The following is a 12,431-nucleotide window of genomic DNA, read 5'->3' on the forward strand; positions in this document are numbered from 1 at the left end:
AGCAGATCAAGGAGATCACCCCATGGCCAAGATGACCGCAGCGCAGGCTGCCGTGCTCGTGATGGAGAAAGAAGGCGTCACGCAGGCCTTCGGCGTGCCCGGCGCCGCCATCAACCCGCTCTACGCGGCACTGCGCAAGCAGGGCAGCATCGCGCACATCCTCGCGCGCCACGTCGAGGGCGCCTCGCACATGGCCGAGGGCTACACACGGGCCGTTGCCGGCAACATTGGCGTGTGCATCGGCACTTCGGGGCCAGCCGGCACCGACATGATCACGGGCCTCTACTCGGCCTGGGCCGACTCGATTCCGATCCTCTGCATCACCGGGCAGGCGCCGCGTGCGAGGCTCTACAAGGAAGACTTCCAGGCGGTCGACATCGAGTCGATCTCCAAGCCGGTCACCAAGTGGTCGGTCACGGTGCGCGAGCCCGGGCAGGTGCCGCAGGTGTTTCAGCAGGCTTTTCATTTGATGCGCTCGGGACGCCCGGGGCCGGTGCTGATCGACCTGCCGTTCGACGTGCAGATGGCGCAGATCGAGTTCGACATCGACACCTACCAGCCGCTGGTGCCGTACAAGCCCGCCGCCACGCGCGCCCAGATCGAGAAGGCCATCGCCATGCTCAACGCGGCCGAGCGGCCGTTGATCGTGGCGGGCGGCGGCATCATCAACGCCGATGCAGCCGACCTGCTCATTCGCTTCGCCGAGGCGACCGGCGTGCCGGTGATCCCGACCCTGATGGCCTGGGGCGCGATCCCCGACGACCATCCGTTGATGGCTGGCATGTGCGGCCTGCAAACCAGCCACCGCTACGGTAACGCCACGATGCTGGCGAGCGACTTCGTGCTCGGCATCGGCAACCGCTGGGCCAATCGCCACACCGGTTCGGTCGAGGTCTACACCAAGGGCCGCACCTTCGTGCACGTCGACATCGAGCCGACCCAGATCGGCCGCGTGTTCACGCCCGACTTCGGCATCGTGTCGGATGCGAAGCTCGCGCTCCTGCAGTTCGTTGCGGTGGCCGAGCAGATGAAGTCCGAGGGCCGCCTGCCCGACCGCGCGAAGTGGGCCGGCGAATGCCGCGACCGCAAGAAGACCCTGCTGCGCAAGACCAACTTTGCCGACGTGCCGATGAAGCCGCAGCGCGTGTACCAGTGCATGAACAACAACTTCAGCCATGACACGTGCTACGTGAGCACCATCGGCTTGTCGCAGATCGCGGCCGCGCAGTTCCTGCACGTCTACAACCCGCGCCACTGGATCAACTGCGGCCAGGCCGGCCCGCTGGGCTGGACAATCCCGGCCGCCCTCGGCGTGCGCGCGGCCGACCCTAGCCGCAAGATCGTCGCGCTCTCGGGCGACTACGACTTCCAGTTCATGATCGAAGAACTCGCCGTGGGCGCGCAGTTCAAGCTGCCCTACATCCACATCGTGGTGAACAACAGCTACCTGGGCCTGATCCGCCAGAGCCAGCGCGGCTTCGAGATGGACTACTGCGTGCAGCTCGCGTTCGACAACATCAACGCGGCGCCTGACGCCGGCATCGAGGCTGGCTACGGTGTCGATCACATGAAGGTGGTCGAAGGGCTCGGCTGCAAGGGCATCCGCGTGCGCAAGCAGGAAGAGATGACACCCGCGATCCAGCGCGCAGAAGCGCTGATGGCCGAGTTTGGCGTGCCGGTGGTGATCGAGGTGATGCTGGAGCGCATGACCAACATCGCGATGGGCACCGAGATCGACGCCATCAACGAGTTCGAACCCCTGGCCGAGCGCAGCGAGGACGCGCCCACTTCCATCGCCGCCATGGCGCTGCTCGACTGAAGACGCACGATGCCGCGATTCGCCGCCAACCTCACGATGCTCTTCACCGAGCTGCCGTTCATGCAACGCTTCGAGGCTGCCGCCCGGGCCGGCTTCGACGCGGTCGAATACCTGTTTCCCTATGCGGTGCCGAAGCAGGAGCTGGTCGCCGCGCTGCGCGACAACGCACTGGAACAGGTGCTGCACAACCTGCCGGCCGGCAACTGGGAAGCCGGCGAGCGCGGCATCGCCTGCCATCCGGACCGCGTTGCCGAGTTCCGCGAAGGCGTGGCGCGCGCCATCGACTACGCCACCGCGCTGGGCTGCCCGCAGCTCAATTGCCTGGCCGGAAAGATGCCGGTGGGCGCGGCCCTGCGCCAGGTGCAGCCCACGCTGGTGGAGAACCTGCGCTTTGCAGCGCGCGAGCTGCAGGCCGCCGGCATCCGCCTGCTGATCGAGCCGATCAACAGCTTCGACATTCCGGGCTTCATGCTCACGCGCACCGACCAGGCGCTGGCTTTGATGGACGAGGTGGGGTCGTCCAATCTGAAGCTGCAGTACGACATCTATCACGCGCAGCGCATGGAAGGCGAGCTCGGCGCCACGCTGGGCAACCACCTCGCGCGCATCGGCCACATCCAGCTCGCCGACAACCCGGGCCGCGGCGAACCCGGCACTGGCGAGATCAACTACCCGTGGCTGTTCAGGCACATCGACGCGATCGGCTACACGGGCTGGATCGGCTGCGAGTACCGGCCGCGCACCGACACCGCCGCAGGCCTCGGCTGGCGCACCGCCCTCGCCCACTAACCAGGTAACCGCAACGACATGTCCAACGCATCGCAGAAGATCGGCTTCATCGGCCTCGGCATCATGGGCGCACCCATGGCGGGGCATCTGCTCGACGCCGGCCATGCGCTCTTCGTCCACACGCGCAGCGCGTCACCCGAGCCCTTCGCCTCGCGCGCCTCGGTGTGCGCCTCTGCGACCGAGGTGGCGCAGCAGGCCGACATCGTCTTCCTCATGGTGCCGGACACGCCCGATGTGGAGAAGGTGCTGTTCGGCGAAGGCGGCGTTGCGGCCGGCCTCGGCAAGGGCAAGCTGGTGGTCGATTGCAGCTCGATCGACCCGATCGCCACGCGGGCGTTTGCGCAACGCATCGCCGGTCTCGGCTGCGGCTATGTCGATGCGCCGGTCTCCGGCGGCGAGGTGGGCGCGAAGGCCGCGAGCCTCACGATCATGTGCGGCGGCGCACAAGCCGACTTCGACCGCGTGAAGCCGCTGCTCGAGAAGATGGGCCAGAACATCACGCTGGTCGGCGATGTCGGCGCCGGGCAGATCACCAAGGTTGCCAACCAGATCATCGTGGCGCTGAACATCGCGGCGGTTTCCGAAGCGCTGGTGTTCGCATCGAAGGCCGGCGCCGACCCGGCGAGGGTGCGGCAGGCGCTGATGGGCGGCTTCGCGTCGTCGCGCATCCTCGAAGTGCATGGCGAGCGCATGATCAAGCGCACCTTTGCGCCGGGCTTTCGCATTGCCCTGCACCAGAAGGACTTGAACCTGGCGATGCAGAGTGCGCGCGCGCTCGGCGTCGCACTGCCGCAGACGGCGGGCGCAGCGCAGCTCATGAACGCCTGCACCGCGCTGGGCCATGGACAGGCCGATCACTCGGCGCTGGTCAGGGCGCTCGAAGCGCTGGCGCAGCATCCGGTGCAGCCGGACTGATGCGGTCCTGCATTCGCAGAGTCCTGCGTTGATCTGAGCGCTGAGGTTCCGGGGCGCTGAGGTTTCGGGGCGGGATCAGGGCGGCGGGGCACGCTGCTCCGCGAATGTCCCCCGGCCTGCGGCCTCCTCCTTTATTTCGCTGCGCAGCGTGCCCCACCGCCCTGATCCTGGAAGCGATGTGACCGTTTCGCTCTGGTCACCACGAGCGTGCCCTGGCCGCTGGTGGTGGGTGGCCCCTGCAGCGAAATAAAGGAGGAGGCCGCAGGCCGGGGGACATTCGCGGAAGGGGCCACCCGCCGCCAGCGGCCCACCCCGGAACGTCAAACACGAGACGCCCGCTCAGCCCTTGACGCTCACACTTTCGCGAACCGGCAATGGCCCGGAGGCCTCCAGCGACGCTTTCAGGTTCTTGCGGCGCCACGCCCAGGTCTTGAAAGCCTGCGGCATGATCGTGACGCACGAGACGTAGTAGACCAGCTTGAACCCCAGGAAGCGCGGCCCCACCGGCGTATCGCGGAACAGGTCGCCCGCCAGTATCGACAGCAGCGCCTCCTGCATGCGCCACACGTTCTGCGGCTGCATGAAGATCCTGCGGATCGCCGGCGACGTGATGCGGTAGATGAACCACGAGAACATCTTCGGCCCGTGCTTCATCACCTTCTCGAAGCGGCGGAAAGCCTTCTCGGCCTCCTTCGCTTCGCCCTTGAGCCAGTGGTTCACTGCGGTCGCGCTTTCGAAGGCACTGTTCATCGCCAGGAACACACCCGACGAGAACATCGGATCGACGAAGGCGTAGGCGTCGCCGATCATCATGAAGCGGTCGCCGCGGCAGAACTTCGAGTCGTAGGCGTAGTTGCCTGTCGAGGTGGCGCCTTCGAGCAGCGTCGCGTCCTTGAGCCGCTCGGCCAGCTTGGGCGCGAGCGCGATGGTTTCCATCAGGAACTCGGTCAGGCTGCCCTTGCGCTGCTTGAAGTAGGCTGGCGACGCCACGGCGCCGACGCTGGTCGTGCCATCGCGCAGCGGGATGAACCAGAACCAGCCGTGGTCGAACCAGAACAGCGTGATGTTGCCCTCGTAGCGCCCCGGATTGCGCTGCGCGCCGGCGAAGTGGCCGTACAACGCCGCGCTGGCATGCTTGCGGCTGCGCTGCTTGGCGTCGAACTGGTTCGACAGCAGCGTGTCGCGACCGCTGGCGTCGATCACGAAACGCGGGCGCCAGCTGGTTTCCGTGCCGTCGTCGGACTTGACCTTGACCAGCGAGCGGTCGTCGCCGCCCTTGCCGGCCTCGGTGTCGACCTCGGTGACCTTGTGGCCTTCGAAGGTGCGCGCACCGCGCTTCGCGGCCAGGCGGAACAGCAACTCGTCGAGCTCGGCACGGCGCACGTGCACGGCATAGGGAAACGACTTGTCCATCGCCTCGCCGAAGAAGAAATGGCTGGTGTGGTCGTGCCAGGGCGAGACGAACTCGGCGCCGTACTTGGCGATGCCGATGGCCTCGACCTCGGTGCGGATCCCCAGCCGGTCGAACAGCGGCATGTTCATCGGCAGCAGCGATTCGCCGATGTGGAAACGCGGATGCTGCGCCTTCTCGATCAGCACCACGTCGTGGCCCTTGTCCGCGAGCAGCGCAGCAACCGTGGAGCCGGCGGGCCCGCCACCGATGACCACGACGTCCGGGCTCGATCCTGTGAATTCTTGAAGTGCCATGGCCCGCAGGCCCTCCGGGGTTGTCTTGTATCCGGCTGAAACTGCCGCGGGCCAGAGTTTAGCGACCCGGCGCGAGGCGCCCGCGCGGCGCCATCGTGGTTGTCACTACCGGGGCGGCTTGCGCTTTTGGAGTAGCCTCTTTGGTCGTTAGAAAAAGGAGATTTCCATGGCCGCCCCCCTGTCACCGGCAGAAGAAGCGCTGCGCGAAGCCGCACGCGAATACCACCGCAGTCCCGTTCGCGGCAAGATTTCCATCACGCCGACCAAACCGCTGATGAACCAGCGCGACCTGTCGCTGGCCTACTCGCCCGGCGTCGCCTACCCCTGCCTCGACATCCAGCGCGACCCGTCGCTCGCGGCCGAGTACACCTCGCGCGGCAACCTGGTCGGCGTGGTTACCAATGGCACGGCGGTGCTGGGCCTGGGCAACATCGGCCCGCTGGCCAGCAAGCCGGTGATGGAGGGCAAGGGCTGCCTGTTCAAGAAGTTCGCCGGCATCGACGTGTTCGACATCGAACTGGCCGAGAACGACCCCGACAAGCTGGTCGACATCATCGCGGCGCTCGAGCCCACGCTGGGCGGCATCAACCTTGAGGACATCAAGGCGCCCGAGTGCTTCTACATCGAGAAGAAGCTGCGCGAGCGCATGAACATCCCGGTGTTCCACGACGACCAGCACGGCACGGCCATCATCTCGGCAGCGGCGCTCCTCAACGGCCTCGAACTGGTCGGCAAGAAGATCGAAGACGTCAAGATCGCCGTGTCCGGCGCCGGCGCCGCGGCACTGGCCTGCCTCGACGTGATGGTGGGCATGGGCGCCCAGCCGAAGAACATCTATGCGGTCGATTCCAAAGGCCTGATCTACGAAGGCCGCGCCGGCGGCTTCGACGAATCGAAGGCGCGCTTCTCGCAAAAGGACACGGGCGCCCGCACGCTGGCCGACGTGGTGAACGGTGCCGACGTGTTCCTCGGCTGCTCGGCGCCGGGCGTACTGACGGCCGATATGGTGAAGACCATGGGCTCGCAGCCGATCATCCTGGCGTTGGCCAACCCCGAGCCCGAGATCCGGCCGGAGCTGGCCAAGGCCGTGCGGCCCGACTGCATCATCGCCACCGGCCGCTCGGACTACCCGAACCAGGTCAACAACGTGCTGTGCTTCCCCTACATCTTCCGAGGCGCGCTCGATTGCGGCGCCAGCAAGATCACGGAGGAAATGAAGCTGGCCTGCGTGCGCGAGATTGCCGACCTCACCAAGGCCGACATCAGCGAAGAAGTGGCCACTGCCTACGAAGGCCAGGAGCTCGCCTTCGGCCCCGACTACATCATTCCGAAGCCGTTCGATTCGCGCCTGATCCTGCGCATCGCGCCGGCCGTGGCCAGGGCCGCCGCAGCCTCGGGCGTGGCGGCCCGGCCGATCGAAGACCTGGAGGCCTATCGCCAGCACCTGACCCGTTTCGTCTACCAGACCGGCATGTTCATGCGCCCGGTGTTCAACGCCGCCAAGCTGGCCACCGCCAAGCGCGTGGCCTATGCCGAGGGCGAGGACGACCGCGTGCTGCGCGCGGCCCAGCTCGCGGTGGACGAAGGCCTGGCCATGCCGATCCTGATCGGCCGCCCGGCCGTGATCGAGGCCCGCGTGAAGAAGGCCGGCCTGCATCTGCGCCTGGGCACCGACGTCGAAATCGTCGACCCCGAGAACGATCCGCGCTTTCGCACCTACTGGGACGCGTACCACAAGCTCATGGGCCGCCGCGGCATCACGCCGGAAGCCTCGAAGGCGATGGTGCGGCGTTCCAACACCACCATCGCTTCGCTGATGGTGCACCTGGGCGATGCCGACGCGATGCTGTGCGGGCTGGTCGGCCGCTTCGACAGCCACCTGAAGATCCTGCGCGAGGTGCTGGGCGTGAAGCGGGGTGCGCCGGGCTTCGCCACGCTGAACGCGCTGACGCTCGAGAAGTACACGCTGTTCGTGGCCGACACCAATGTGCACGAAGACCCGAGCGCCGAAACGCTGGCCAGCATCGCGGTGATGGCGGCGGAGGAAGTGCGCCGCTTCGGCCTGCCGCCCAAGGTGGCGTTTCTTTCGCACTCCAACTTCGGCTCGTCGGAGCGCCCGTCGGCCCGCAAGATGCGGCTCGCGCGCGAGCTGTTCGCGCGCATGGCACCCGACGTCGAATGCGACGGCGAGATGCACGGCGACGCGGCCCTGTCGGAAGAAGTGCGGCGCAAGGCGCTGCCCGACAGCACGCTCACCGGCGAGGCCAACCTGCTGATCTGCCCGAACCTCGATGCCGCGAACATTCTGTTCAATGTGCTGAAGATGACTGGCGGCAACGGCGTCACGGTCGGCCCGATTCTGCTCGGCGCCGCAGGCTCGGCCCACATCCTGACCGCTTCGGCCACGGTGCGGCGCGTGGTCAACATGACGGCGCTGGCCGTCGCCAACGCCAGCATTCACAAATAGGGCATCTGCGGCTTACGGGGCAGCGAAGGGTTCGCACCAATCGCGTGCGGGCACCTTTTTTGCTTGAATCCTGTGCATTGCACTCACACCGGAATCAAGAATGAACAAGCGCCAGTTGCTCCAGTCCTTCCTCGCCGCATCGGCACTCAGCTTCGGACTGGTCGCCCAGGCCCAGACGACGCCGATCAAGTTCCAGCTCGACTGGCGCTTCGAAGGCCCGGCCGCGCTGTTCCTGCACCCTGCCGCCAAGGGCTATTTCAAGAACGCGGGCCTGGACGTGACCATCGACGCCGGCAACGGCTCGGGCGGCACCGTCACCCGCGTGGCTTCGGGTGCCTACGAAATGGGCTTTGCCGACCTGGCCGCGCTGATGGAGTTCCACGCCAACAACCCCGACAGCCCGAACAAGCCGGTGGCGGTGATGATGGTCTACAACAACACGCCGGCCTCGGTGATGGCACTCAAGAAAAGCGGCATCGCCAAGCCCGCCGACCTCGCCGGCAAGAAGCTCGGCGCGCCGGTGTTCGACGCCGGCCGCCGCGCGTTCCCGATCTTCGCCAAGGCCAACAACATCGGCGCCGTCAACTGGACGGCGATGGATCCGACGCTGCGCGAAACCATGCTGCTGCGCGGCGACATCGACGCCATCACCGGCTTCACCTTCACCTCGCTGCTCAATCTGGAAGCACGCGGCGCCAAGGCGGCCGACATCGTTGTGCTGCCCTACCCCGACTATGGCGTGAAGCTGTACGGCAATGTGATCATCGCGTCGCCCAAGCTCATCAAGGAGAACCCGGCGGCCATCAAGGCCTTCCTCTCGGCCTTCGCCAAGGGCGCCAGGGAAGTCATCGCCAACCCGCCGGTGGCAATCGAATCGGTAAAGGCGCGCGACGGCATCATCGACAGCAAGCTCGAAACCCGCCGCCTGCAACTGGCCATCGACACCGTGATCAACAGCCCCGACGCCCGCGCCGAAGGCTTCGGCACCGTGAACGCCGGCCGGCTCGCGCTGATGGCCTCGCAGGTTTCCGACGCCTTCAACACCAAGACCCGCGTGAGCCCCGACGCGGTGTGGAACGGCACGCTGCTGCCGCCGGCGGCCGAACTCGCGATCCTGCGCAAGTGATGACGGGCACCGGCGCGGCGCCCTTCGTCGATTTCCAGGACGTCTGGCTCGCGTACAACGAAGAGCTGCTCGCGCAGAACCACTTCGCCGTCGAGGCGATCGACCTGCAGGTTCAGCGCGGGGAGTTCATCGCCATCGTCGGGCCTTCGGGCTGCGGCAAGTCGACCTTCATGAAGCTCACGACCGGGCTCAAGATGCCGTCGGTGGGCAAGATCCGCATCGACGGGCAGCCCGTGACCGGCCCGCTCAAGATCTCGGGCATGGCCTTCCAGGCGCCCTCGCTGCTGCCCTGGCGCACCACCGTCGACAACGTGCTGCTGCCGCTCGAGATCGTCGAGCCCTACCGCTCCAGCTTCAAGGCCAAGCGCCGCGAGTACGTCGAGCGTGCGCGCAAGCTGCTGCAGAAGGTCGGCCTGGCCGGCTACGAGGACAAGTTCCCCTGGCAGCTCTCGGGCGGCATGCAGCAGCGCGCCAGCATCTGCCGCGCGCTGATCCACGAGCCCAAGATGCTGCTGCTCGACGAGCCGTTCGGCGCGCTCGACGCGTTCACGCGCGAAGAGCTCTGGTGCATCCTGCGCGACCTCTGGACCGAACAGAAATTCAATGTGATCCTGGTCACGCACGACCTGCGCGAGTCGGTGTTCCTGGCCGACACGGTGTATGTGATGAGCAAGAGCCCGGGCCGCTTCGTGGTCAAGCGCGAGATCGCGCTGCCGCGCCCGCGCGACCTCGAACTCACCTACACCAAGGAGTTCACCGACATCGTGCTGGAGCTGCGTGGGCACATCGGAGCCATCCGCAACACCGGCATCAGCGCGGCGGCAACCGCAGCGGCGGTGGCGCCATGACGAAGAATTCGAGGCAGATCGAAACCTGGTCGCCCTGGATCCTGCTGGTCGCGGTGCTGCTGCTGTGGGAGATCGTCTGCCGCGGCTTCGGTGTGTCGGACTTCATCTTCCCCAGCCCCTCGCGCATCTGGACGCAGTTCTGGGAGTTCAAGGAAATCATCGCGGGCCACGCGTGGCGCACCTTCTGGGTCACGATGGCCGGCTTCGGCCTGGCGATTGTCGTGGGGGTGCTGCTCGGCTTCGTGATCGGAAGCTCGCGCCTCGCGTACGCGGCGATGTACCCGCTCATGACGGCCTTCAACGCCCTGCCCAAGGCGGCCTTCGTGCCGATCCTCGTGGTGTGGTTCGGTATCGGCGTGGGGCCGGCGATCCTCACGGCCTTCCTGATCAGCTTCTTCCCCATCATGGTCAACATCGCGACCGGCCTGGCCACGCTGGAGCCCGAGCTGGAAGACGTGCTGCGCGTGCTCGGTGCCAAACGCTGGGACGTGCTGGTGAAGATCGGCCTGCCGCGCTCGATGCCGTATTTCTATGCCTCGCTGAAGGTCGCGATCACGCTGGCTTTCGTCGGCACCACGGTGAGCGAGATGACCGCCGCCAACGAGGGCATCGGCTACCTGCTGATCTCCGCCGGCTCCGCCATGCAGATGGGCCTGGCCTTTGCCGGGCTGATGGTGGTGGGTGCGATGGCGATGGCGATGTACGAACTCTTCAGCGTGATCGAGAAGCACACCACGGGCTGGGCCCACCGCGGCTCCCAGGCATGAGGCTCTCCCCCAGTGTTCGCGCACTTCGTGTCGCTTCGCCAACCCCCTCGCCGGGGGCAACACCAGCGGCCCGGCAAAGCCGGTTCCGCGGTGTTTCCCGAAGGGGCTGCGGAGCATGACGCCGGCGCAAGCTATCAAGGCGCTGCGCCGGGCCGACGCGGTTGCGCGGCGCGCCATGGCGATGGGCCGGCACCCGTTCGGCGCGGTGCTGATCGCGCCCGATGGCGATACGGTGCTGGCCGAGCAGGGCAACATCGACACGGTGAACCACGCCGAGGCCACGCTGGCGCGGCACGCGGCCGGCAACTGGCCGGCCGACTATTTGTGGCAATGCACGCTGGTCACGACCTTTGAGCCCTGCGCGATGTGCGCCGGCACGAGCTACTGGGCGAACATCGGCCGCGTGGTCTATGGTGCCGACGAGTCGGCGCTGCTCGCGCTGACCGGCGACCACCCGGAGAACCCGACACTGAGCCTGCCCTGCCGCGAAGTCTTTGCGCGCGGACAGAAGGCGGTCGAAGTGATCGGGCCGGTGCCGGCGCTGGCCGACGAGATGATCGCGACCCACCGCGGGTTCTGGGAACAACGCGGCGGCTGAACGCGCGCGGCACTCCTAGGGAGTCGTCACCCGGTCGCGCCCTGCATCCTTCGAACGCTGGAGCATGGCTTCGACGCGCTGCATGAAGACCTCTGCCGTTTCTTCCGGCAGCACCTGTAGCGCACCGATGCTCACGGTCAGCTGGGCCGCCGGGTCGTTCGAATTTGCGTGCGCCATGCCGACATCACGCAGCCGCTCGCGCAATTGCTCGGCATGCAGCCGAGCCCGTTCGAGGTTGCAGTCGTACAGCAGCAGGCCGAAGCGCTTGCCGCCTTCGCGGCTCGCCAGGTCGAGGGGGCGGCGCGCAAAGGTCGCGACAACCTGGGTGATTTCGATCAGGGCGCGGTCGCCCGCCTCCCGCCCGTAGCGTTCGTTGTAGGCGCGGAAACGGTCGACATCGATCAGCACGAAGCTCAGCGTCACGCCATCCCGCACCGCCTGCAGGCGTGCGATCTGGGTCAGCTTGTGCGTGCCGCGACGGGTGTAGAGGCCGGTCAGGGGATCGACGAAGGCCTGCCGCGAGAGCAGGCCATGCAGCAGGAACTGCTCGCGGTACAGGCGTTCGACGAGGTAGCCGCCGATGGCTGACAAACCGAGCGCTCCCCAGAGGGCCATCAACGCGAGGTGGCCATCGGTGCGCAGGGCCGGCGGAGACAGGCCGAATACCAGCACGGTGCCGCCGACGGCCATTGCAAGCGCCAGCACGAGGGCGTGGCGGAACACCAGCCCGAGCGGAAAAAATACCACCACCATCAGCCCGAGCGCTGCCAGCAACACTGGCGGCCTCGCGCCCGTTCCGGCGCGAAGCGCCAGCAGGCCGAGGGCCGCGGCCGTCAACACCAGCACGGCCGCCGACACGAAGTCGGTGCGGGCGGCCCCGCCGCGCGCCGTCAGCAGCAACAGGCTTGCGCAGAGCACCAGCACCATGGCCCACTGGACGAACGAAGCGATGCCGTCCGCCGGCGGCGATCCGGTCGAGAGCGCGATCAGGCCCGCCTGGCCGAACACGGCCCAACCGAACAGGGCCACGCCGACGCAGATCGAAGCGGGTCGCCGCTGGACATCCCGCAGGTGCTCCATGTACTCCTGCTCCAGATCGGGCTGGAACCGGAGCGATCCGACACCGGTCGCCAGGTGCCGGGCATAAGGGCCGGCGGCAGCGTCGTCCTGCAGCACGCGCTGGTCAAACCGGAGGCGGGGGTCGGCGCTCGGCTGGCGAACCTCCCGCTCTTCGACCCAGTGCGAACGTGGCCCGTAGAGCTCGTTGGCGGTCTTGGCGATGATGGCCAGGTCGTGGCGCACCTCGGGAGAGGCGGTTGTCCAGTCGCGGTGGGCATGGATCTCATGATCGGCATGCTGGACATGCTCGTTCCAGCACAAACGGATTTGGCGCAT

10 protein-coding genes are annotated in these 12,431 nt (G+C 67.0%); 8 read left to right on the plus strand and 2 right to left on the minus strand.

The window, feature by feature from the left end; all coding sequences use genetic code 11:
* Positions 1 to 22 precede the first annotated feature (22 nt).
* The 3 genes from gcl to ACSFA8_RS10285 are packed head-to-tail and all read left to right on the plus strand — an operon-like array spanning position 23 to position 3,523.
* A complete protein-coding gene (gene gcl, locus ACSFA8_RS10275) occupies positions 23 to 1,819 on the plus strand; it encodes a glyoxylate carboligase (protein WP_435479413.1) in 1,797 nt (598 codons plus the stop codon).
* 9 nt (positions 1,820 to 1,828) lie between these two features.
* Positions 1,829 to 2,608, plus strand: coding sequence for a hydroxypyruvate isomerase (gene hyi / locus ACSFA8_RS10280; RefSeq protein WP_435479414.1), 780 nt, complete (start codon positions 1,829 to 1,831; stop codon positions 2,606 to 2,608).
* An 18-nt stretch (positions 2,609 to 2,626) separates the two neighbouring features.
* Complete coding sequence (locus tag ACSFA8_RS10285) at positions 2,627 to 3,523, plus strand: 2-hydroxy-3-oxopropionate reductase (RefSeq protein ID WP_435479415.1); 897 nt, start codon at positions 2,627 to 2,629, stop codon at positions 3,521 to 3,523.
* 339 nt (positions 3,524 to 3,862) lie between these two features.
* Here ACSFA8_RS10285 and ACSFA8_RS10290 read toward each other — a convergent pair whose 3' ends face one another.
* Complete coding sequence (locus tag ACSFA8_RS10290; protein ID WP_435479416.1) at positions 3,863 to 5,230, minus strand: NAD(P)/FAD-dependent oxidoreductase; 1,368 nt, start codon at positions 5,228 to 5,230, stop codon at positions 3,863 to 3,865.
* 166 nt (positions 5,231 to 5,396) lie between these two features.
* On the opposite strand from ACSFA8_RS10290, the gene ACSFA8_RS10295 reads away from it, so the two are divergent.
* The 5 genes from ACSFA8_RS10295 to ACSFA8_RS10315 all read left to right on the plus strand — a co-directional run bounded on the left by ACSFA8_RS10295 (position 5,397) and on the right by ACSFA8_RS10315 (position 11,036).
* Positions 5,397 to 7,697 (plus strand): NADP-dependent malic enzyme, encoded by a 2,301-nt coding sequence (locus ACSFA8_RS10295; RefSeq protein WP_435479417.1) that lies wholly within the window; start codon positions 5,397 to 5,399, stop codon positions 7,695 to 7,697.
* 100 nt (positions 7,698 to 7,797) lie between these two features.
* Positions 7,798 to 8,823, plus strand: coding sequence for an ABC transporter substrate-binding protein (locus tag ACSFA8_RS10300; RefSeq protein WP_435479418.1), 1,026 nt, complete (start codon positions 7,798 to 7,800; stop codon positions 8,821 to 8,823).
* Entirely contained in the window at positions 8,823 to 9,671 is an 849-nt protein-coding gene (locus ACSFA8_RS10305; RefSeq protein ID WP_435479750.1) for an ABC transporter ATP-binding protein, read from the plus strand. The genes ACSFA8_RS10300 and ACSFA8_RS10305 overlap by 1 nt, the downstream gene beginning before the upstream one ends.
* Positions 9,668 to 10,438 carry an ABC transporter permease gene (locus ACSFA8_RS10310; protein ID WP_435479419.1) on the plus strand — a complete coding sequence of 257 codons (771 nt, stop codon included), beginning with the start codon at positions 9,668 to 9,670 and terminating at the stop codon, positions 10,436 to 10,438. The genes ACSFA8_RS10305 and ACSFA8_RS10310 overlap by 4 nt, the downstream gene beginning before the upstream one ends.
* 115 nt (positions 10,439 to 10,553) lie before the next feature.
* Positions 10,554 to 11,036 (plus strand): nucleoside deaminase, encoded by a 483-nt coding sequence (locus ACSFA8_RS10315; RefSeq protein WP_435479420.1) that lies wholly within the window; start codon positions 10,554 to 10,556, stop codon positions 11,034 to 11,036.
* Positions 11,037 to 11,051: 15 nt separating this feature from the next.
* Here ACSFA8_RS10315 and ACSFA8_RS10320 read toward each other — a convergent pair whose 3' ends face one another.
* Positions 11,052 to 12,431, minus strand: a complete 1,380-nt coding sequence (locus ACSFA8_RS10320; protein WP_435479421.1) for a GGDEF domain-containing protein — start codon at positions 12,429 to 12,431, stop codon at positions 11,052 to 11,054.

The organism is Variovorax nitratireducens (genome assembly GCF_051216545.1).
Taxonomy (GTDB): domain Bacteria; phylum Pseudomonadota; class Gammaproteobacteria; order Burkholderiales; family Burkholderiaceae_C; genus Variovorax.

Excerpts from the sequence above, each read along its gene's own strand:
- gcl (WP_435479413.1), top strand. The coding sequence starts at position 23 with ATGGCCAAGATGACCGCAGCGCAGGCTGCCGTGCTCGTGATGGAGAAA.
- ACSFA8_RS10300 (WP_435479418.1), top strand. The coding sequence starts at position 7,798 with ATGAACAAGCGCCAGTTGCTCCAGTCCTTCCTCGCCGCATCGGCACTC.
- hyi (WP_435479414.1), top strand. The coding sequence starts at position 1,829 with ATGCCGCGATTCGCCGCCAACCTCACGATGCTCTTCACCGAGCTGCCG.
- ACSFA8_RS10320 (WP_435479421.1), bottom strand. The coding sequence starts at position 12,431 with ATGCGCCAAATCCGTTTGTGCTGGAACGAGCATGTCCAGCATGCCGAT.
- ACSFA8_RS10290 (WP_435479416.1), bottom strand. The coding sequence starts at position 5,230 with ATGGCACTTCAAGAATTCACAGGATCGAGCCCGGACGTCGTGGTCATC.
- ACSFA8_RS10315 (WP_435479420.1), top strand. The coding sequence starts at position 10,554 with ATGACGCCGGCGCAAGCTATCAAGGCGCTGCGCCGGGCCGACGCGGTT.
- ACSFA8_RS10305 (WP_435479750.1), top strand. The coding sequence starts at position 8,823 with ATGACGGGCACCGGCGCGGCGCCCTTCGTCGATTTCCAGGACGTCTGG.
- ACSFA8_RS10285 (WP_435479415.1), top strand. The coding sequence starts at position 2,627 with ATGTCCAACGCATCGCAGAAGATCGGCTTCATCGGCCTCGGCATCATG.
- ACSFA8_RS10295 (WP_435479417.1), top strand. The coding sequence starts at position 5,397 with ATGGCCGCCCCCCTGTCACCGGCAGAAGAAGCGCTGCGCGAAGCCGCA.
- ACSFA8_RS10310 (WP_435479419.1), top strand. The coding sequence starts at position 9,668 with ATGACGAAGAATTCGAGGCAGATCGAAACCTGGTCGCCCTGGATCCTG.